At 68.9% G+C, this 20,305-nt stretch carries 21 protein-coding genes; 14 read left to right on the top strand and 7 right to left on the bottom strand.

The features are described 5' to 3' along the window. The first annotated feature begins 68 nt into the window (after positions 1–68). The 6 genes from ACSQ89_RS08420 to ACSQ89_RS08395 are packed head-to-tail and all read left to right on the top strand — an operon-like array spanning position 69 to position 3,870. Positions 69–1,127 (top strand): adenosine deaminase family protein, encoded by a 1,059-nt coding sequence (locus ACSQ89_RS08420; protein WP_436290809.1) that lies wholly within the window; start codon positions 69–71, stop codon positions 1,125–1,127. Between the two features lie 56 nt (positions 1,128–1,183). Continuing rightward, positions 1,184–1,822 carry a LysE family translocator gene (locus tag ACSQ89_RS08415; RefSeq protein ID WP_436290810.1) on the top strand — a complete coding sequence of 213 codons (639 nt, stop codon included), beginning with the start codon at positions 1,184–1,186 and terminating at the stop codon, positions 1,820–1,822. Between the two features lie 7 nt (positions 1,823–1,829). Further along, positions 1,830–2,294 (top strand): EVE domain-containing protein, encoded by a 465-nt coding sequence (locus tag ACSQ89_RS08410; protein ID WP_093101986.1) that lies wholly within the window; start codon positions 1,830–1,832, stop codon positions 2,292–2,294. 37 nt (positions 2,295–2,331) lie between these two features. After that, a complete protein-coding gene (locus ACSQ89_RS08405) occupies positions 2,332–2,532 on the top strand; it encodes a hypothetical protein (protein ID WP_093101984.1) in 201 nt (66 codons plus the stop codon). Beyond that, positions 2,529–2,795: a hypothetical protein gene (locus ACSQ89_RS08400; RefSeq protein WP_436290811.1), complete on the top strand. Its 267-nt coding sequence runs from the start codon at positions 2,529–2,531 to the stop codon at positions 2,793–2,795. The genes ACSQ89_RS08405 and ACSQ89_RS08400 overlap by 4 nt, the downstream gene beginning before the upstream one ends. Continuing rightward, positions 2,755–3,870, top strand: coding sequence for a cupin-like domain-containing protein (locus ACSQ89_RS08395; protein ID WP_436290812.1), 1,116 nt, complete (start codon positions 2,755–2,757; stop codon positions 3,868–3,870). The genes ACSQ89_RS08400 and ACSQ89_RS08395 overlap by 41 nt, the downstream gene beginning before the upstream one ends. Positions 3,871–3,962: 92 nt before the next feature. Here ACSQ89_RS08395 and ACSQ89_RS08390 read toward each other — a convergent pair whose 3' ends face one another. Then, on the bottom strand, positions 3,963–7,127 hold the full coding sequence (locus tag ACSQ89_RS08390; RefSeq protein ID WP_436296168.1) for a galactose oxidase-like domain-containing protein: 3,165 nt from the start codon (positions 7,125–7,127) through the stop codon (positions 3,963–3,965). A gap of 203 nt (positions 7,128–7,330) precedes the next feature. On the opposite strand from ACSQ89_RS08390, the gene ACSQ89_RS08385 reads away from it, so the two are divergent. The 7 genes from ACSQ89_RS08385 (at position 7,331) to ACSQ89_RS08355 (ending at position 14,148) form a co-directional block, all read left to right on the top strand. Beyond that, a complete protein-coding gene (locus ACSQ89_RS08385; protein ID WP_170855455.1) occupies positions 7,331–8,074 on the top strand; it encodes a protein-L-isoaspartate(D-aspartate) O-methyltransferase in 744 nt (247 codons plus the stop codon). Between the two features lie 7 nt (positions 8,075–8,081). Beyond that, positions 8,082–10,481, top strand: a complete 2,400-nt coding sequence (locus tag ACSQ89_RS08380) for a spermidine synthase (protein WP_436296167.1) — start codon at positions 8,082–8,084, stop codon at positions 10,479–10,481. 12 nt (positions 10,482–10,493) lie between these two features. Next, a complete protein-coding gene (locus ACSQ89_RS08375; RefSeq protein ID WP_436290815.1) occupies positions 10,494–11,435 on the top strand; it encodes an aldo/keto reductase in 942 nt (313 codons plus the stop codon). Next, the gene (locus ACSQ89_RS08370; RefSeq protein WP_436290816.1) at positions 11,435–12,082 is read left to right on the top strand and encodes a DUF6064 family protein; all 648 of its coding nucleotides are present in this window, start codon (positions 11,435–11,437) and stop codon (positions 12,080–12,082) included. Before ACSQ89_RS08375 ends, ACSQ89_RS08370 begins: the two co-directional genes overlap by 1 nt. Before the next feature lie 30 nt (positions 12,083–12,112). Then, complete coding sequence (locus ACSQ89_RS08365; RefSeq protein WP_436290817.1) at positions 12,113–13,027, top strand: protein NO VEIN domain-containing protein; 915 nt, start codon at positions 12,113–12,115, stop codon at positions 13,025–13,027. 377 nt (positions 13,028–13,404) lie between these two features. After that, the gene (locus ACSQ89_RS08360) at positions 13,405–13,614 is read left to right on the top strand and encodes a hypothetical protein (protein ID WP_139191603.1); all 210 of its coding nucleotides are present in this window, start codon (positions 13,405–13,407) and stop codon (positions 13,612–13,614) included. Positions 13,615–13,665: 51 nt separating this feature from the next. Then, positions 13,666–14,148, top strand: a complete 483-nt coding sequence (locus ACSQ89_RS08355; RefSeq protein ID WP_093101974.1) for an adenosine-specific kinase — start codon at positions 13,666–13,668, stop codon at positions 14,146–14,148. Between the two features lie 23 nt (positions 14,149–14,171). On the opposite strand, the gene ACSQ89_RS08350 is transcribed toward ACSQ89_RS08355, so the two are convergent. After that, entirely contained in the window at positions 14,172–14,957 is a 786-nt protein-coding gene (locus tag ACSQ89_RS08350) for a DUF899 domain-containing protein (protein WP_436290818.1), read from the bottom strand. A 231-nt stretch (positions 14,958–15,188) separates the two neighbouring features. Here ACSQ89_RS08350 and gcvA point away from each other — a divergent pair, with 231 nt between their 5' ends. Beyond that, positions 15,189–16,088 (top strand): transcriptional regulator GcvA, encoded by a 900-nt coding sequence (gene gcvA / locus ACSQ89_RS08345; RefSeq protein ID WP_436290819.1) that lies wholly within the window; start codon positions 15,189–15,191, stop codon positions 16,086–16,088. Here gcvA and ACSQ89_RS08340 read toward each other — a convergent pair. Genes ACSQ89_RS08340 through ACSQ89_RS08320 form a run of 5 tightly spaced genes read right to left on the bottom strand, consistent with a single transcriptional unit; the run spans position 16,085 to position 20,304 of the window. Continuing rightward, entirely contained in the window at positions 16,085–17,287 is a 1,203-nt protein-coding gene (locus ACSQ89_RS08340) for a CaiB/BaiF CoA transferase family protein (RefSeq protein WP_436295810.1), read from the bottom strand. The two genes, gcvA and ACSQ89_RS08340, sit on opposite strands and share 4 nt — an antisense overlap. Positions 17,288–17,307: 20 nt before the next feature. After that, a complete protein-coding gene (locus ACSQ89_RS08335) occupies positions 17,308–17,709 on the bottom strand; it encodes a PaaI family thioesterase (protein WP_436295809.1) in 402 nt (133 codons plus the stop codon). Continuing rightward, positions 17,706–18,701: a tripartite tricarboxylate transporter substrate binding protein gene (locus ACSQ89_RS08330; protein ID WP_093101967.1), complete on the bottom strand. Its 996-nt coding sequence runs from the start codon at positions 18,699–18,701 to the stop codon at positions 17,706–17,708. The genes ACSQ89_RS08335 and ACSQ89_RS08330 overlap by 4 nt, the downstream gene beginning before the upstream one ends. 22 nt (positions 18,702–18,723) lie before the next feature. Then, on the bottom strand, positions 18,724–19,530 hold the full coding sequence (locus tag ACSQ89_RS08325; RefSeq protein ID WP_093101965.1) for an enoyl-CoA hydratase/isomerase family protein: 807 nt from the start codon (positions 19,528–19,530) through the stop codon (positions 18,724–18,726). A 9-nt stretch (positions 19,531–19,539) separates the two neighbouring features. Then, positions 19,540–20,304, bottom strand: a complete 765-nt coding sequence (locus tag ACSQ89_RS08320; RefSeq protein ID WP_436295808.1) for an SDR family NAD(P)-dependent oxidoreductase — start codon at positions 20,302–20,304, stop codon at positions 19,540–19,542. Between the last annotated feature and the right edge of the window lies 1 nt (position 20,305).

The raw sequence follows: 20,305 nt of genomic DNA, 5'->3' as shown, positions 1-20,305 counted from the left end.
CGGGTCAGGATAGCAAGACTTGCGCCGCATCAACCCCGGGGCACCACTAGCTCCACTACCATGCCGCGATGGCCGCTCCGCTCTCTCTCGCGCTCGCGCAACACCTGCAGGCGTTGCCGAAGGTGCTGCTGCACGAGCATCTCGATGGCGGCCTGCGACCGGCCACCCTGCTCGAACTGCTGCGCGCACGCGGCCTGGCCGCGCCGGCGCCGAACGCCGCAGCGCTGGCGGCCTGGTTCGACGCGCGCGCCCATGCCGGCAGCCTCGCCGAGTACCTGCGCGGCTTCGCCCTCACGGTCGCGGCCATGGCCAGCCCCGCCGCGCTCGCGCGCGTGGCCTTCGAGGCGGCCGAGGACGCGCGGCTCGACGGCTGCGTGCTGGCCGAGTTCCGCATCGCGCCGCTGCTGTTCGAGCCGATGGGCGTGCCGCCCGAGGCCGCGGTCGAGGCGCTCTTGGCCGGCTTGCGCCAGAGCCCGCTCCCGAGCGGGCTGATCCTGTGCGCCATGCGCGAGCAGCCCAGCGCGCACAGCGAGCGCGTGATGCGCCTGGCGCTGCGCTACCGCGCCGAGGGCGTGATCGGCTTCGACCTGGCGGGCGCCGAACGGGGCCATCCGCCGTCGCGCCATGCCGCCGCCTTCGCCATTGCGCGCGAGGCCGGCCTGCCGATCACCTGCCATGCTGGCGAGGCCGACGCGGCCGAGCGCGTGCTGGAAGCGGCGCGCCTGGGTGCGCGCCGCATCGGGCACGGCGTGCGGCTGGCCGATGCGCTGGACGCGGAGGCCGGCAGCGCGGCCCGCGCGATGCTCGACGAAGTGCGCGCCAGCGGCGTGCACCTGGAGCTGTGCCCCACCAGCAACGTCCACACCGGCGCTGCCGCATCGCTGGCGGCCCACCCGATCCGGCGACTCTGGCAGGCCGGCCTGAGCCTGTCCTTCCATACCGACAACCGGCTGATCTCGATGGTCAGCATGAGCGGAGAAGCGATGGGCCTGGTGCGCGACAACGGCCTGGGCCTGCGCGACCTCGCGGCGATGGGCCTGCAAGCGGCCGAGCATTCCTTCCTTCCCGCGCCGGCGCGCCTGCAGGCGCAGGCTGCGCTGCAAGCCTGGCAGGACCGCACCGGGTGAGTTGCAATCAGCGATGGTGCGGGGATACTTGCCGGTCTGAGAATTCTGGAGTTCACATGCTTCCCGACACGCCCCTCCTCCTGGCTTTCGTGGCCGCAAGCCTGGTGCTTGCCCTCACGCCCGGCCCCGCCGTCGTCTACATCGTCGCCCGCACTCTGGCGCAGGGCCGCGCCTGCGGCCTGGCTTCCGTGCTGGGCGTGGCACTTGGCAACCTCGCCAACGCCGTGGGCGCCGCGCTCGGCCTGGCTGCCTTGTTCGCCGTGTCGTCGACCGCTTTCACCGTGGTCAAGTGGGCCGGCGCCGCCTACCTCGTGTATCTCGGCATCCGGATGTGGCGGACGGCGCCGGCCATCGCAATCACCACGCCGCAGGCGCCGCGCAAGCCCTTGCGGCGCGTCTTCCGCGACGGCTTCGTGGTGGCGCTGCTGAACCCGAAGACCACCCTGTTCTTCGCCGCCTTCCTGCCGCAGTTCATGGACGCGCACGCCAGCCCGCTGATGCAGACCCTGGCGCTGGGCGGCGTCTTCATAGCCGTCGCCGGCTGCACCGACCTGGTCTATGTGCTGACGGCCAGTCTCGTCGCACCGCGCCTCGGCCGCGCGGCGCGGCATGCGGTCTGGGGCAACCGGCTCGCAGGCACCTCCTTCATCGGCCTGGGCGTGCTCACGGCCATGGGCACGCGGCCCACGCGCTGAGCCTGCGATGTCTCGCCACTGGCTGATGAAATCCGAGCCCGACGAGTGCTCGATCGACGACGCGTTGGCCGCGCCCGATGCGACCGTGCCATGGACCGGCGTGCGCGGTTGGCAGGCGCGCAACCTCATGCGCAGCGAGATGCAGATCGGCGACGGCGTGCTGTTCTACCACTCGAGCTGCCCCCAACCGGGCATCGTGGGCATCGCTCGCGTGGCTTCCGGCACACGGCCCGATCCGACGCAGTTCGATGCGAAGTCGCCCTACTACGACCCGGCCTCCAAGCCGGAACACCCGCGCTGGCTGCTGCTGGACGTGCAGGCGCTGCGCAAGACCCGGCTGCTGGGCCTGCCCGAGATGCGTGCGACGCCCGCGCTGGCCGACATGGTGGTGCTGCGCAAGGGCAATCGCCTGTCGATCACACCCGTCGATGCCACGCACTGGCACCTCATCGTCGACAAGATGCTGGCTTGAAAAAAACCGGTCCCTACAGACCTCACACAAGAATCGAATGAACTTGCGCACCCTGCTCCCGCTCGTCCTGGCCATCGCCGGCTGCTCCACGCCCAACGAGGTCGTCCGCGTTCGCGAAGGCGTGCTACGCGCCCCCACATCCGCCGACGCATCGAACTACTGCCGAGAAAAAGCCTCGACCGCGCGGATGCTCGGCAAGGCCCAGGCCGAAGCCGGCATTCTGTTTCGTTGCGAGTGACGGCTCAGGCCACCCTGCACGATTTCACCACCTACGGCGCCGGGTCGGTGCCAAAGCAGGCGTTGGTGCATTGGGCCGTGCCGGTGACGGTCTTTTCCACCCAGCGCGTATCGGCACCGTCCCTCACCAGGGTCGGGCTCGAGACGGTGAAGCTCTGTCCGGCCACTATCTCGGCCGGGTTCGGCACACAATGGACAGGCAGAGAACGCAGGAGATCGCCGCATGAATCCAGCTATGCCGCCTGCTCCGCCGCGGCCGCCTGAGAGTCAGGCCGAGAGCCAGGCCGAGAAGGCATCCCCGGCTCCAGCGGGCGGACCGCTGACCCCCGAGTGGGTGCGCTGGGTCACCGAGCAGCTGCTGCGCGGCTGCACGCCGGAATCGATGCTGGCGGTCATGACCGCTGCCGGCGTCGACGCGCGAGCCAGCGCGGAGCTGATCGAGCTGGTGCCCGCCAACGCGGTCTACATCGCGGCCGAGGGTCGGGCGCAGCAACTTCGCAAGCTCGAGTCGACGCTGGCCAACCTGCAGCTGCTCTGGGAGATCGACCCGATGTACGGCATCGTGGACAAGCGCGTGTCGGTCAGCGAGGACGAATTCATCGATCGCTACGTGCGGGGCTGCCGGCCCCTGGTGCTCACGGGCCATACGCGGGACTGGCCGGCGATGCGGCGGTGGTCGCCGGCCGACCTGAAGATGCGGTTCGGCCATGTCGATGTCGAGGTCCAGGCCGAACGCCAGGCGAATCCACGCTACGAAGAAGACAAGGCCTCGCATCGGCGGACTCTCCGCCTGGGCGATTTCGTCGACCAGGTGCTCGCCGGCGGCGAAAGCAACGACTACTACCTCACCGCCAACAACGAAGCGTTGCGGCGGCCCGACTTCGCGCCGCTGCTGGATGACATCGGCAGCCTGCCGCCGTGCTGCGATCGCGCGGAACTGGCCGGGCGTTCCTCGTTCTGGTTCGGGCCGGGAGGCACCGTCACCCCCTTGCACCACGACACGATCATGCTGTTCCACACGCAGGTCGTCGGGCGCAAGCGCTGGCGCCTCGTCTCGCCGCTGCAGGGGCAGCGCCTGTACAACACGAACGGCGTCTTCAGCCCCATCGACCTGGATGCGGTCGACCTGAGACAGTTTCCCTTGTTCGAGGGCGTGCGCGTGCTCGAAGTCGTGGTCTGGCCGGGCGAGACCATGTTCCTGCCGCTGGGCTGGTGGCACCAGGTGCGCGCGCTGGACGTCAGCGTGTCTTTCTCGTACTCGAATCTGGCCTTGCCGATCCCGAACCAGTTCACCTACTTCGACCCGGTGCCGCGTGCCGTCCCGTCCACGGATGTTTGATGAAGCACGCGCCCTGCCGTGTGCTCGGCGCTGTTCCGCCGCACGCCCTGCGGCTGGCGCAGGGCGTGCGCTTCGACGTCTGAAGCCTCGGCTCAGGCGACGCGGCAGGACTTGACGACGAAGGGCGCCGGGTCGGTGCCGAAGAACGCGTTGGTGCAGGGCACCGTGCCGTTGACCGTCTTCTCCACCCAGCGCGTATCGGCGCCATACCTCACCACGGTCGGCGCCGACACGGTGAAGCTTTGTCCCTCGTTGGCCAGGAATGCGCCCGAGGGTGGCGGCGCTGGCGCTGGCGCTGGCGCTGGGGCCGGTGCCGGTGCAGGTGCAGGTGCAGGTGCAGGTGCAGGTGCAGGCGCAGGCGCAGGCGCAGGCGCAGGCGCAGGCGCAGGTGCGGGTGCGGGTGCGGGTGCGGGTGCAGGTGCAGGCGCGGGTGCGGGCGCAGGCGGTGGCGGCGGCGGGGACGCGGTCACCAGCCTGCAGGACTTCACCACGAAGGGCGCCGGGTCGGTGCCGAAGAACTGGTTGGTGCAAGGCACCGTGCCGCTGACGGTCTTCTGCACCCAGCGCGTGTCGGCGCCATAGGCCACCAGCGTCGGGCTCGACACCGTGAAGGTGCCGCCCTCCATGGCCAGCGTCGCCCCGGACGGCGGCGGCGCAGGCGCAGGCGCAGGTGCGGGCGCAGGCGCAGGCGCAGGTGCGGGCGCAGGTGCGGGCGCAGGTGCGGGCGCAGGTGCGGGCGCAGGCGCAGGCGCAGGCGCAGGCGCAGGCGCAGGCGCAGGCGCAGGCGCAGGCGCAGGTGCAGGTGCAGGCGCAGGCGCAGGCGCAGGCGCAGGCGCAGGTGCAGGCGCAGGTGCAGGCGGCGGCGGGGCCGTGGCCGTCACGCAGGACTTCACCACGAAGGGCGCCGGGTCAGTGCCGAAGAACTCGTTGGTGCAGGGCACCGTGCCGTTGACCGTCTTCTCCACCCAACGCGTGTCGGCGCCATAGCGCACCAGGGTCGGGCTCGACACGGTGAAGGTGCCGCCTTCGGTGGCCAGCGTCGTCCCCGATGGCGGCGGCGCTGGTGGCGGCGGTGGCGGCGGTGGCGGTGGCGGTGGCGGTGGCGGGGGTGGCGGCGGGGGCGATCCCGTGACGCCCGAATCCGCCACGCAGGACTTCGCCACCGACGGCGCCGGGTCGCTGCCGAAGAAGGAGACGGTGCAGGTGGCGGCGCCGGTCACGACCTTGTGCACCCAGCGGTTGTCGGCGCCGTAGCTCACCAGCGTCGCGCTCGACATGTTGAAGCTGCCGCCTTGCGCGGCGACGGTGCGGTCGGTGGTCGTCTGCGTGCTGCCCAGGGTCACGCCGGAGGCCTTGGTCGTGAGCACGTGGCAGCTCTTCGTGACGGTGGGGGAAGGATTGATGCCGAAGAAATCGCTCTTGCAGCTGACGTTGCCGGTGACGGTCTTCGGGGTCCAGTTCCCGCCCACGCCGAACTGCACGACGGTGGGCGCAGGCAGGGTGAAGGTCTGGCCCTGGTCGGCGACCTTCGTCACGCTGCCATCCACCTTGAGGATCTTCCCGATCGAGGGCACGCCCGCGTCGTCGATCACGTACAGCAGGTAGTGCCCGATGGGCACGACGTTCGGGCTCTCGTTGAAGGTGATATCGACGTTCGCGCTTCCCGTGGCCTGGGTGAAGGGCAGCTCGAGGAAGCGCTGCCCGAAATCGGTGGAATGCGTGACCGCGCCGGTGCGAATCAGCGTGACGCGCCCGATCGGCCGCGAGGACGCGACGGTGACGCGGAAGTCGGTGCCGAGCGTCAGCTGGGCCGGTGTCTGGTCGATGATGGGGCGTGGCCGGCGCTGGCCGTTGCTGTCGAACAGGTAGGGCGGCGAGTAGATCTCGGCATTGAGGTTCACCACCGGCCCGGGCGAGCCGCCGCCGGCCGACAGCACCGTGCCGTCCGGCAGCAGCATCGCCGTCGAGTGGTAGAGGCGTGCCTTCGTCGCCGCCGCACCGGTGGTCCACTGCCCGTTCGCCGGGTTCCAGATCATCGCGGTGAAGGCGGTGTCGACCAGCTCGTTGTAGCTCGCCGAGCCGCCGGTGACCAGCACCTTGCCGTCCGCCATCACGGTCGCCGTGGCCCAGATGCGGTCGGCCCCGGGCCCCGGGATGGAGGTCACGACGGGGGTGGCACCATTGAAATCCACCACCATCGCGCTGCCGTCCTCGGCGATCAGCAGGACCTTGCCGCGGTCGAACATGGTCCAGGGCATGGCCCAATTCGCCGTCTTGGGCAGCGTCCCGATCTGCATGATGAACGGGGCCTCGGTGTTCATGCTGAACAGGCGGTTGCCGCTGGTCACCAGCACGCGCCCGTTGGGCGCTAGCACGGCGCGTGGGTAGAACCAGTCGGCCGGCCAGTCCTGCATGTTGAGGGTCTGCCAGCCGAGCGTGGGCCGGTAGATCTCGGGCACCCCGGAGCCCGCACCCCCGCCGTCGATGCCGGCCAGGACGAGCTGGCGCCCGTCGGCCAGCGGCACCAGCGTGCCGTACCAGCGCGCATAGGCCATCGGCGGCCCCGGCGAGATGGTGGCCGCGGCCGGGTCGTACAGGTTGACGTCGCGCACGCCCCCGTTGACCTGATTCGGCGTCACCCCGCGCGTGTCGCCGCCGGCCAGCAGCACGAGCCCGGAGGGCAGCGTGGACTGGGCGGTGCAGAAGAGATCAGTGCGCGTGGTGTGCTGCAGCAGGCTGTGGGCGTTGGTGGCGGGCGTCCACACGTCGTAGTAGAGCTGGGCGCCCTGGGCGCCGCTCGGGTCGGTGCCGTAGCTCATGACCTTGCCGTCGGGCGTCAGCACGGCGTGGATGGCATTGATCGGCCAGGTGATCGGGGCGGCCCATTGACCGCCCGTGCTGGGCGCCACCGGGGCTGCTGCCGGTGCCGCAGCGGCGGCGGCGATGGTCTGGTCGGGCGCGCCCGGGCCACGGTCGATGGGCGCGGTGCGATCCCGCTCCAGCTGCCGCAGCCGGGCGATGTCGTCCAGCGATCTGACGGCCTTGCTGATGGGCGAGGGTGGAGACGGCGGCTTGGGCATCGCTCCAGCGGCCGGCGCTGGCGCTGGTGCCGGTGCATCGCCGGCACCGGTGGGCATGCCGGCGATGCCGGTGCCTGCACTGTCCCCGCCGCCACCGCAAGCGGTGATCACGAACGGGGCGCACAAGGCGATCCATGCGAAGCCCGAAGCACGCGGATCCGGCGAGGCAGTTGCCATATCCCTCCCCAGAAGTGAGAACTTTGCGGTTATACATCGGCCGTTCTCGGACCGCGTCCTCCAATCTGGGTAGAGCCAAAGACCTAAGGCAAAGCCCTAGGCCGGCACCGAAGAGGCGCCATGCAAGCCCAGCGGCAGGGCACGGGGCAGCACGGCCTGGAGGGGTGGACCTCACTCCCGCGCAGGGCCATGATCGGCAAACGATGGCCGCACTCACCGTCCGCCTCGTTGTCGTTGCCGCCGCGCTCCTGTTGGCCGTGACAGGGGGCCGGTCCGCCGCGGCCGACGCGTTCGCGGCCGAGCGCCAGCGCATGGCGCAACAGATCGCGGCACACGCGCGCGAGACCCACGCCGACACCGGCAAGCGCGCCTTCGACGCGCGCGTGATGGAGGTCATGGCGAAGGTGCCGCGGCATGCCTTCGTTCCCGCCGACCAGCTTCCCTACGCCTACCTGAACCGGCCGCTGCCGATCGGCCACGGACAGACCATCTCGCAGCCCTACATCGTCGCCTTGATGACCGACCTGGCCCGCGCGGAGCCCGGCCACAAGGTGCTCGAGGTCGGCACCGGCTCCGGCTACCAGGCCGCGGTGATGGCGCAGCTGGCCGGCGCGGTCTACAGCATCGAGATCGTCGAGCCGCTCGGTCTGGCGGCCAGGGAGCGGCTGCAGGCGCTGGGCTATCGCAATGTCGAGGTGCGCCTGGGCGACGGCTACCACGGGTGGGAAGAGCATGCGCCCTACGACGCCATCCTCGTCACCGCCGCGGCCAGCCACATCCCGCCGCCGCTCATCCGCCAGCTCAGGGCCGGCGGCCGGATGGTGATTCCGGTGGGCGCGGCCTTCATGGTCCAGCAACTGATGCTGGTCGAGAAGAACGCGGACGGGACGGTCTCGACGCGGCAGATCCTGCCGGTGGCCTTCGTGCCGCTGACCGGCAAGCGTTGAGCCGGCCATGGCCGCGACACGCGCGCCGCTGATCGCCGTGGCGCTGATCTCGGCCGCCGCGCTGGCCTACGAGATCGTGCTGATGCGGCTGTTCTCGATCATGCTGTGGCATCACTTCGCCTACATGATCATCAGCCTCGCGCTGCTGGGCTGGGGCGCCAGCGGCGCCGTGCTGACGCTGGCGCAGCATGCGGTGCAGCGGCACTTCGCGCCGCTGTTCTGCGCATCCGCCGCGGCTTTCGGGGCCGGCGCCGTCGGCTGCTTCCTGCTCGCGCAGCGCGTGCCCTTCAATCCGCTGGAACTGCTCTGGGATCCGCGCCAGCCCGCGAACCTGCTGGCGATCTACCTGCTGCTCCTGCTGCCCTTCCTGTGCGCCGGCGCCTGCGTGTGCATGGCCCTGTCGCGCTTTCGCGGCAAGCTGGCGCGCATCTACAGTTTCGACATCCTGGGTGCGGGGGCGGGCAGCCTGGGCATCGTGGCCTTGCTGTTCGTGCTCTCGCCGGCCGAGGCCTTGAAGCTGATCGGCGCGCTGGGATTCGCTGCCGCGGCGGTGGCATGGCTCGAATGCGGCCGTCCCAGGCGTTGGCCGGCGCTGCTGCCGATGCTGCCGGCTGCCTTGCTCCTGCTGCTGCCCGCAGTCTGGATCGCGCCCGCCATGTCGCCGTACAAGGAGCTGTCGCAGACCTTGCGCATTCCCGAAGCCCGCGTGATCGAGGAGCGATCGAGCCCCCTCGGGCTGGTCAGCGTGCTCGAGAGCCCGCGCATTCCGCTGCGGCACGCGCCGGGCTTGAGCCTCAACGCGACGGCGGAACCGCCGCCGCAGCTCGCGGTCTTCGTCGACGGCGAGGGACTCAACGCGCTGACCCGATTCGACGGGCGGCGCGAGAGCCTGGCCCATCTGGACCAGATCAGCTCGGCACTGCCCTACCACCTGCTGCGCCGTCCGCACGTGCTGGTGCTGGGGGCCGGCGCCGGGGCCGACGTGCTGCAGGCCCACTACCACGGCGCGAGCCGGATCGACGCGGTGGAGCTCAATCCGCAAGTGGTCGAGCTGGTGCGGGACCGCTTCGCGGAGCATGCGGGCGGCCTCTACGGGCACATCGCGCGCGTGCATGTGGCCGAAGCGCGTGCCTTCGTCGCGGCCAGCGACGAACGCTACGACCTGATCCAGGTGGCGCTGCTCGATTCCTTCAGCGCTTCGTCGGCCGGCCTCTACGCGCTGGCCGAGAACCATCTCTACACGGTCGAAGCGCTGCAGGACCAGTTGCGGCACCTGCAGCCCGGCGGCCTGCTCGCGATCACGCGCTGGGTCACGCTGCCGCCGCGCGATGCGTTGAAGCTCTTCGCCGCCGCCGTGGCGGCGCTGGAGCGCTCGGGCGCCACCGATCCCGGATCGCAACTCGCGCTGGTGCGCAGCTGGAAGACCAGCACGCTGCTGGTGAAGAACGGCGTGTTCGGCAGCGAGGACATCGCGTCGATCAAGGCCTTCTGCGCCGCCCGCTCCTTCGACCTCGGCTTCTATCCCGGCATGCGCCCGGAGGAGGCGAACCGCTACAACGTGGTCGAAGGTCCCGACCTATTCGATGGCGCGACGGCGCTGCTCGGTCCGGGCCGGGACGCGTTTCTCGAGGACTACAAGTTCCACATCGCGCCGGCAACCGACGACAGGCCGCACTTCTTCCACTTCTTCAAGTGGCGCTCGCTGCCCGAACTGCTGTCGCTCAAGGAGCAAGGCGGCCTGCCGCTTCTGGAATGGGGCTACCCGGTGCTCGTGGCGACGCTCGCTCAAGCGGCGATCGCGAGCCTGCTTCTCATCGGCCTGCCGCTGGCCTGGGTCGGCATCCGGCAGAGCGCCAGGCGCATGCCACCGCTCGCCGGATCGCGCGGCCGCGTGTTGGTCTACTTCATGGCGATCGGCTTCGGCTTCATGTTCATCGAGATCGCGTTCATCCAGAAGCTCGTTCTGTTCCTCGGCCATCCGCTCTATGCGGTGGCGGTGGTGCTGTTCGCCTTCTTGTTGTTCGCGGGCATCGGCAGCCGCGTCGCCGCGCGTGCCGTGCCGGTGGCGGCGGTGGCCGGCGCCATCGCGCTCGCGGCAGTGCTGTGCCTGCTGCTGCTTCCCTTGCTCTTCCGCCACGCGATGGGGTGGCCGGAGGCGGCGCGCATCCTGCTCTCTGTCGCGCTCATCGCGCCGCTGGCTTTCTTCATGGGCATGCCCTTCCCGCTCGGCCTGGCGCGCGTGGAGGCCGCGGATGTCCGGCTCGTTCCCTGGGCCTGGGGCATCAACGGCTGCGCGTCGGTCACCGGCGCGGTGCTGGCCACGCTGCTCGCGATCCATCTCGGGTTCACGGCCGTGGTGCTGGCCGCGCTGCTGCTCTACGGGCTTGCGGCTGCGGCGCGTCCTTGACACCATGCACGCATGCCCACCGGTCATTGCCACGCTTCGATGCGCCGCGAGTTCCTGAAGAAGGGGCTCGCGGTACTGGCGCCGGCCCTGCTGTGGCCGGCGCGCGGCCGCGCCCAGCCGACGGCCGCCCCCGCGACCCGGCCGATCCCTTCGACCGGCGAGCAGTTGCCCGTGGTGGGCCTGGGCAGTTGGATCACCTTCAACGTCGGCAACGACCGCGTCGCGCGCGATGCCTGCACCGAGGTCATGCGCGCCTTCTTCGAAGCCGGCGGACGCATGATCGATTCATCGCCGATGTACGGCTCCTCGCAGGCCGTCATCGGCGAAGGCCTGGGCCGCATCGGCAGCGCGGCGCGCGTGTTCGCGGCCGACAAGGTCTGGATCGGCTCGCGCGCGCGCGGGCCGGGCCAGATCGAGGAATCGCGCCGTCTGTGGAGGCTTTCGCGCTTCGACCTGCTGCAGGTGCACAACCTGCTCGCCTGGGAAGAGCACCTGACTACGCTGTTCGCGATGAAGGCGGCCGGCCGGCTGCGCTACGTCGGCATCACCACCTCGGAAGGCCGGCGCCATCGCGAGATCGAATCGATCATGCGCAGCCAGGCTATCGACTTCGTGCAGATCAGCTACAACCTGCTCGACCGCGAGGTCGAGGAGCGCATCCTGCCGCTGGCGCGCGAGCGCGGCATCGCGGTGATCGCCAACCGGCCTTTCCGCGAAGGTGCGCTGCTGCGCGGGTTGCAGCGCCATCCGCTGCCGCCCTGGGCGGCCGAGATCGGCTGCGACGGCTGGGCGCAGTTCGCGCTCAAGTTCATCGTCTCGCATCCGGCCGTGACCTGCGCCATTCCCGCCACCAGCAGCGTGGCGCACGTGCGGCAGAACATGGGCACCGCCCTCGGCCGCATGCCCGATGCCGCGATGCGCCGGCGCATGGCGGCCTATGTCGAGGCGCTGTAGTGTCCGAGTGGTGGAGCTACCGGCCGTCGGATTTCCTGCTGTTCTCGGCGCGCACCTACCATCGGCTCTTCGAGCTCTACAACGCCGAGCTCTGGCCGGCGCACCTCCTCGCCCTGGTGATCGGGTTGGCGGTGCTGTACACAGCGCTGCAAGGCGGGGTGCAGGCGGCGCGGGTGGCCTGCCTGCTGCTCGCGGCCTGCTGGCTGTGGGTGGCCTGGGCCTTCCATCTGCAGCGCTACGCCGCCATCAACTGGGCGGCGACGGGGTTCGCCGCGGCCTTCGCGATCGAGGGCCTGCTGCTGCTCCTGTTCGGCGTGTTCGGCGCACGCATTCACATCCGGACGCAGCGCGGCTGGAGCGGCAATCTCGGCCTCGGCCTGCTCGTCTTTGCGCTCGTCATCCAGCCCTGGCTCGGCATGCTGCTCTTCGGCAGGCCGTGGCGCGAGGCCGAGCTGTTCGGCATGGCGCCGGACCCGACCGCGCTCGCGACACTGGGCCTGCTGCTCCTCTTGCGGCCGCTCGCACCGTTGGCATGGATGCTGTGGCCGATCCCGCTGCTGTGGTGCCTGATCGGCGCGACGACCCAGTGCACGCTTGCGGGAGTCATGGCTATTTCCAGCATCGACCACGGTCCGCGGCATACTTGAACCGGTCACAACTCGCCTGAATCCTACCGAATGGACAAAGAAGTCGACCCCGCGGTACTTGCGGTCATCAATGAAAAGCGCCTGTTAGGCGAGAAGCGCACCCCCGTCGACATCATCGCCAAGATGGGTGTGTTCGATGCGAGGCAGAAAGCGTCCGACCACGCCTGGCTGGCGACGGGCGACAACGTCATCGCAACCATTTGGGCCGAGTTCGTGAGCATCGGAGCCGGCGGGCGGTGGTTCTATCTCGAGTCTCTGGATACGCAGCATCGGATTGGCGGCGGAGAGCGCACCGCTCTGCAAATTCAGCGCGCCGAAGACAGACTCAAATTGCTCAAGCGCTCGCTGGACGCAGCTCAGGGGTTCCGGGCCGTACTGCAGACGAACCGGGTACCCATCCTCGATCTGGAAAACGACAAAGCCGCCAAGGTTTCGATGCGGGTGGCGGATGACGAAGAATGGCACGTCGCCGCGTGGGATGCCGATCAAAAAGTTGCACTGCTGGTTCGCGGCCGACGTGGGTGGCTACCGACCGAGGAAGACTTGCAAGCTGCCCGGGCGCGGGGTGGCGTGCCGGCTGTGGCGCCGGAGGGCCCATCGGGCCAGGCATCTCGAGAAGAGGTCCAGGCAGCCGCGATTGCCTACCTGACGCGTCACTTCGCGGGCTACGGGTACAAGACCGAGAACGTGGCAGGCCAGAACCTTGGCTACGACATCGAGGTGTCGGACAAGAAGGGCGTCACTTTGCTCAAGCTCGCGGTGAAGGGCACCTCGGCTGGGATGGCCGGCTTCCAGCTCACGGGTGAGGAGCGCGCGTGCGCAAAGCGGGGGGATCCCTGGCGGCTTGCGGTGGTCACGGACGCGCTCGGCCCCACGGCGCAGCACAAACTCTACAAGCCCTCCGAGGTTGACAAAGCACCCGGCCTCGAACCGCTGCTTGAATAGCAAGCGTTGACGTCGCCCACGGAAGGCGTCGACGTGAGTGGAATCGCTCCGGACTTCAACCGCATGTTGGCGACTTACGAAGAAACCCGCCATCGGGGCGGGTTTCAGGGCGATGCGGGAGGAAGGGGCGAACCCCTTGGAGCAAAGCTCCCGTGGCGGGATGAGCCACTGAGTCCACCGTTGCATCACCAAGGTCTGATCGGCCCCTGCACAGGAAGTTCCGCGCCATTTCGCCGTCGGTGCGGCGTCGCGGGGAAACGCGCTGCGCAGGCGTACAGTCGCGTGTCGGCATGTCGTTTCTGTGCGCGTCTCGGCTACTGATGGAGACCTTACCCGCCCGTCGGGTATGTCACCAACCCTTTCATCGGAGGGTGCCCATGAGCGAAAGATCCCAAATCGACGAAGCACGCTTTGCGCAAGCCGTGCATCTCGTTGCCGCAGCCGTGTCCGCCAGTTCGCTGAGCAGCGATCGGAGCTTTGATGCGCAAACTCACCAAGACGTCCTTCGAGTGGCGCTGATTCGCGCGTACCAGACGCTTGGGGATGCGCGTGACGAGATTGAGGGTCATTTGCGAGGTCCGGATTGACCTGGTGGACCAGACCCTCCCGACAGGGGTCGCAATGCAAAGGAGACTGCCATGGAACTGACAACCGTCCCGATCGACAAGCCGACGGACCTCAACTTCATCCTCGGCCAGTCGCACTTCATCAAGACGATCGAGGACCTGCATGAGGCGATCGTGCAGACAGCGCCCCAGATGAAGTTCGGCATCGCGTTTTGCGAGTCAAGCGGGCCCGCCCTGGTGCGTCGGAGCGGGAATGACGCGGAACTCATCGAGTTGGCGCAAAAAAATGCCCTGGCGCTGAGTTGCGGACATTGCTTCATCGTCTTCATGACCGGCGGATTTCCGATCAATATCCTCAACACGATCAAAGCGGTGCCGGAGGTTTGCGCCATCTACTGCGCGACGGCCAATCCGGTGGAGGTCATCGTGGCCGACACCGGGAACGGGCGAGGAATTCTCGGTGTTGTCGATGGCGCCACGAGCAAGGGAATCGAAACCGAGGCCGACGTCGAAGCGCGCAAGAAGATGCTGCGCCAGTTCGGCTACAAGCTCTGAGCGGTGAGCAGGCGCGGTCCAGCTCAGCTCGGGTGTTGGTTCCGGAACGCCGCCTCTCCGGCGTCCGACACCTCGACCCACTTCTTGTCGGGCGCTGCGTCTGCGATGTAGTTGTCGTGCCAGTTCCACCACTTGTAGGTCGGAGTCTGAGGATAGCCCTCGGGCGAGTCTTCCCAGACCTCCTGCCGGCCCAGCGGCGTGATGTCGAGGTAGTTCCAGGTGCTCCCCATCTGCTCGTCGCCGCGGTTGTTGATGAAGTAGGTGCGGAACACGCGGTCGCCGTCGCGGTAGAACACGTTCGTGCCGTGCCACTCGTCCACGCCGAAGTTGGCGTCGAAGCTGTCGGTGAGGGTGAACCACGGCATCTCCCAGCCCATCCGCGCCTTCAGCCGCGCAATGTCCGGCTGAGGCGCACGCGAGACGAAGACGAGGGTGGTGTCACGGGCGTTCAGGTGGGCGACGTGGGCGACCTGGTCGGCCACCATGGAGCAACCCCTGCACGCGTGGTCGGGCCAGCCGAACACTCCCGGCTCGAAGAAGGCGCGGTAGACGATCAACTGGCGCCGACCCTCGAACAGGTCGAGCAGGCTGGCCTTGCCCGCAGGCCCCTCGAATGCATACGCCGTCTCCACGGCCATCCATGGCATTCGCCGGCGCTCGGCGGCCAGGGCGTCACGCGCGCGGGTCTGGGCCTTTTCCTTCAAGAGCAGCTGCTCGCGGGCCGCCTCCCACGCCTGCGATGATACGACCGGTGGTGTGTGCATGGCGGGCTGGCCGCCTTTCCGTCCGTTCTCGGTTGGCGTAGTCATGGCAGAAATCTCCTGATTGGCCGAACTCCCGCGCCTCGTGGCTGAAGCGCGATTCCATTCGCTGCTCATCGCTCGTTGGTCGTGGGACAGTTTGGCACCGGAAATCGAACGCTGGGAGTAACAAGTGTGGCGGGATTCCGATGGAGTAGTTGGATGGCTCGGCGACCCACTCCGGTCTTCGACAGCCTGCTTCGTATTTGAGATTTTCGCAATCGAGGCTAGGCTGGCGGCATGGACCGCCTGCCCCCGCTGAATGCCTTGCGCGCCTTCGAGGCCGCGGCGCGGCACCTGAGCATCACCGTCGCTGCGGGCGAACTGCACGTCACGCCCGGCGCGGTGAGCCGCCAGATCAAGCTGCTGGAGGACACGCTGGGCCTGCAGCTGTTGCACCGCGGGCACCGGCAGATCTCGCTGACGCGGGCCGGCGCGGACTACTTCCGTGCCGTGACCAAGGCCGTCGATGCGTTGCGCGAGGCCACCCGGCGGCTCACGCGACGCACGCAGCGCAAGCAGCTCAAGGTGCGCTCGTACACGACCTTCGCGATGCGCTGGCTCATTCCGCGGCTTTCCGGATTCCACCAGGCCCATCCGGACATCGAGGTGCTCCTGACCGCCTCGCTGGACGAAGTCGACTTCCGCAAGGAGGATCTCGACGCGGCGATCCGCCTGGGCGACGGCAAGTGGCCCGGCGCGAACAGCCACATGCTGGTTGCCAACATCCTCGCGCCGGTGTGCAGCCCCGAACTCCTCAAAGGCCGCACCAAGCTGCGCAAGCCAGTGGATTTGCGCCACTTCACCTTGCTGCACTCGATCGCCCGGCCCGATGACTGGGGCTACTGGCTGGACGCCAACGGCGTGGCGCCGCAGGTCGACAGCGCTGCGGGCATGACCTACCAAAGCTCCGCGATGGCCTATGCTGCCGCCATCGAAGGACAAGGACTGGCCATGGCACAGCTTTTCCTGGTCGAGGACGACCTGCGCGAGGGCAAGCTGGTCATGCCCCTCAAGAAGACGCTCGACATGGGCAGCTATACCTACTATCTGCTGACGCCGGCCGGGCGGCCGGAGAGCGCATCCATGAAGCAGTTCCGGACCTGGATGCTCGCGCAGTTCGCGCTGCCAGAGGCCTAGGACGCCGGGCAGGACACGACGCGATGCGCGAGCAGTCGCTCGATGTGCATCGCGTCGTAACCCGCCGCCGCCAGGATCTCGCGCGTGTGCTGCCCTCGGCGCGGCGCCGGCGCGTGCGGCAGGCGGTTGGTCTCGGCGCTGTTGATCGGGAAACCCGGCGTCCGGACCGCGCCTGCGGCCGGATCGTCGAGCGTGGCGATCATCTGGTTGGCGGCCACCTGCGGATGCCGCTCGACATCGCCGTAGTTCGCGACGCGCGCACACAGGATGTCGGCGGCGTTGAGTTCTGCCAGCCAATGGTCGGTCGAGCGGGCGCGGAATGCCTCGGCCAGGGCGGCACGCATCGCACCGCGGTGGGCCACGCGCAGGGGCGAGCTGGCGAAGCGTTCGTCGCCGATCAGTTGCGGAAGTGCCAGCGCTTCGCACAGCCGGTCCCAGCGCCCGCCGTTGTACGCGGCCACCATGATCCAGCCGTCGGCGGTTTCGAAAGCCTCGTTGGGAGCCGAGTACGGCGCCGCGCTGCCCATGCGCTGCGGGAGCTCGCCATCCGAGAGATAGCTGGTGAACGAAGACTGCTGCAATGCAAGGGCCGCATTCATCAGGTTCACGTCGAGATAGCCGCCCTGCCCGCTTTCCGTGCGCTGCTGCAGCTGGGCCAGCACGCCCACGCAGGCCACATAGCCCGTGACGACGTCGACCACCGGCGCCTGCACCTTGCCCGGCTCGGCGCCCGGCGATCCGATCAGGCTCATCAGGCCGCTGTCGGCCTGCAGGATGCCGTCGACGCCGGCGCGGTCGGCATACGGGCCGCTCTGTCCGTAGGCGGAGATGGAGCAGTACACCAGGCGCGGATGGTCGGCCGCGAGCTGCGTGTAGCCGAGGCCGAGCCGCTCCATGACGCCGGGCCGCATGCTTTCGATCACGACGTCGGCTTGCGCGATCAGCGTGCGAGCGACGGCCATGCCTTCGGGGGCCTTGAGGTCCAGGCACAGCCCGAGCTTGTTGCGGTTGAAGGCGTGGAACAGCGCGCTGTCGTCGCCGATCCACGGCGGGCCGAGCGTGCGACCGAGTTCGCCCTCGGGCGCCTCGACCTTGATCACGCGGGCGCCCATGTCGGCCAGCAGCATCGAGCAGGTGGGCCCGGCGCCGATCTGCGTGAAGTCGATGACCTTCAGGCTCTCGAGTGCAGTGCGCAGCATGGCGATGTCTCCTTCATGGTTCAGTTCGGCTGGCGCCTGAAAGCCCCTTGGGCCGTGGCGACGACGGTGCCGTCGTCGGCGACCAGCTCGGCACTCGCGAAGTAGACGCGTCTGCCGCCGCCTGTCACGCGCCCGCGCGCCTGGACTTCGCCCCGGTTCGCACGGGCGAGATAGCTGATCGACAGCGTCAAGGTCAGCGCATTGACCGGCGCCGCTTCGCCGTGCGCCATGAGTCCGGCGTAGCCGCAGGCCGCATCGAGCAGCGTGGCGGTCACGCCGCCCTGAAGACTGGCCTGGCGGTTGAGATGCCGGCCCTCGAGCGCGAGCGCCAGGCTGCATCGGCCGGAACTCCATTCGACGAGCCGGATGCCCAGGTGCTCGAGCAGCGGGTTGTCGAGCTGCAACGCAGGACCGGCGCTCATTGCTCGATCTTCAGCTTGAGTTCGCTGACCAGGCGTGCCCAGCGAAGCAGGTCCTTGTCGAGCAGCTGCCTGGCCTCTGCGGGACTGGAAGAGCGGGTCTCGAAACCCTGCTTGGCCAGGCGCGCCTGGACCTCGGGGGTCTTGAGCGCTTCCACCACCGCGGCATTGAGCTTGTCGATGACCGGCTTCGGGGTCTGCGCCGGAGCGAGCAGGCTGTACCAGAGCGAGGCCTCGTAGTTCTTGAAACCGACCTCGCCGAAGGTCGGAAGCTGCGGCAACGCGGCCGATTTGGCCTGTCCCGCGATGCCGAGCGCGCGCAGCTTGCCGCTCTCGATGAAGGGGAGCACCGAGGCCATGGTGCCGAAAGCCAGCTGCACCTGCCCACCGATCACGTCGGCGATGGCAGGCGCGGTGCCGCGGTAAGGCACGTGAACCAGTTGCGTCTTCGCCATGTTGGCGAATACCTCGCCCGCCAGGTGCTGCGGCGTGCCGTTGCCGGGGCTGCTGTACGCCAGCTTGCCGCTGTGGGCCTTGGCGTACTGCACGAATTCGGCAAGCGTCCGGTAGGGCTCGGCCGGGTTGGCCACCAGCACGATCGGCACCGAGGCCAGCAGGCTGACCGGCGCGAAGTCTTTCTCCAGCTTGAACGGCGTCTTGACACCGATGGCGGGGTTGATGGTCACCTGGTTGGAAGCCAGTAGCAAGGTATACCCATCGGCCGGCGCACGCGCCACGATGTCGGTGCCGAGGTTGCCGCCCGCCCCCGGCCGGTTGTCGACCACCACGGCCTGACCGAGGATTTCCGTGAGGCGCGGAGCGATGGCGCGCGCCAGGATGTCGTTGCCGCCGCCGGGCGCGAACGGCACCACGAGCGTGATCGCCTTCGCCGGATACGGTGGCTGCTGCGCATGGCCGAGCGGCCAGGTGCAGAGCGCCGCGGCCGCGGCCGCGAGCGCCAGCAACGAACGGCGGTGTGTGGGATGGGTGTTCATGCGTGTCTCCTTGGATCGATGTTCAGCGGCCCACATAGCGGGGCGTGCGTTTCTCGGTGAAGGCCCTGCGGCCCTCGATGCGGTCTTGCGTATCTCGCAGCACGCCCCAGTACAGCTCGGTGAGCTGCTGCGCGTCGGCTTCGCCGAGGTGTGCCGTCTGGCGCGACAGCTTCTTCACGGCCTGCACCGCCAGCGGCGCGTTGCCGGCGATGCGCCGCGCCAGCGCGAAGGCGCGGTCGAGCAGCGCGACGGGCTCTTCCACCAGCTCCGACACCAGCCCGATGCGCTGCGCGGTGCTCGCATCGATGCGCTCCGCCGTCAGCACCATCTGCATCGCATGCGCCGACGGCACGGCCTTGAGCAGGCGGTGCAGGCCGGACACCGCCGGAATCGAGCCGACGGCCGTCTCCGGCAAGCCGAAGCTCGCGCCGGCCGAGGCAATGCGCAGGTCGCACTGGAGCGCCAGCTCCAGCCCGGCGCCGAGGCAATGGCCGTTGACGGCCGCGATGAGCGGCTTGAACACGCAGAGGTCGCTCAGGTCCATGAGCCGGATGTACAGGCCCATGTCGGCTGCCGGCGCGGACGCGCGGAACAATGCTTCGGCATACGGTGCAGGCGATGTCTGCGTGCCCTTGAGATCGGCGCCGGCGCAGAAGGCCTTGCTCCCTGCGCCGGTGAGGATCGCGACGCGCAGGTCGTCGCGATCGCGGACCTCGACCAGGCACCGGCGCAGGTCTCTCAACGCAGCCAGGTCCAGCGCATTCAACGCTTCGGGCCGGTCCAGCGTGATCAGCGCGACCTGGTCTTTGACATCCAGACGAACGGTCATGAGGAGCTCCTAGACGCTGGGCGATGACAGGCTGCGGCCGCCGCAGACATAGAGGGTCTGCCCGGTCACGTAGGACGCCACCGGATCGAGGAAGAACTCGACCGCCAGCGCGATGTCGTCCGCCGTGCCGATGCGGCGCACCGGCACCGAGTCCTTGAGCCGCGCCTGCACATCCGGCGCGAAGTTGCGAAACAGCGGGGTGTCGACGATGCCGGGCGCCACCGCGTTGACGGTCACGCCCTTGGCGGCGAACTCGATGGCCAGGCTCCGCGTCAGGCTCACCACGCCGCCCTTGGCCGCCGAATAGTTGGCCTGGCCGAAGCCGCCGAGCCATGCGCGCGAGGAGAGGTTGACGATGCGGCCGAAGCCGCGCTCCACCATGCCCGGCAGCGCCGCGCGGCAGCAGACGAACTGCGACCGCAGGTTGGAGTCGATGACGATGTCCCAGTCCTCGTCGGTCATCTTCAGGAAGCGCGTATCGCGCACCGCACCCGCGTTGTTGACGAGAAAGTCGACGCGGCCTGCGCTTGCAAGAACGCTGGCGAAGGCCGCATCGACGGCCTTGGAGTCGGTCAGGTCCACGGCAACGCCCATGGCCTTGTGCCCGTCTTGTTGCAAGGCGGCCACAGCAGCGTCGAGCGCCGCACCATCGCGGTCGAGCAAGGCGACGGTAAGGTCCTGCGCAGCGAGCCGGCTCGCGATGCCGAGGCCAATGCCTCGGGCAGCGCCGGTGACCACCGCCACGTGTTCGGGGTTGAATCTTCTTTCGCCCATC

It is taken from the genome of Variovorax sp. LjRoot175, assembly GCF_964253805.1.
Classification (GTDB): Bacteria; Pseudomonadota; Gammaproteobacteria; order Burkholderiales; family Burkholderiaceae_C; genus Variovorax.
Note: the sequence above shows the minus strand (reverse complement) of the source record. Positions and strands in the feature narration are given on the sequence as shown.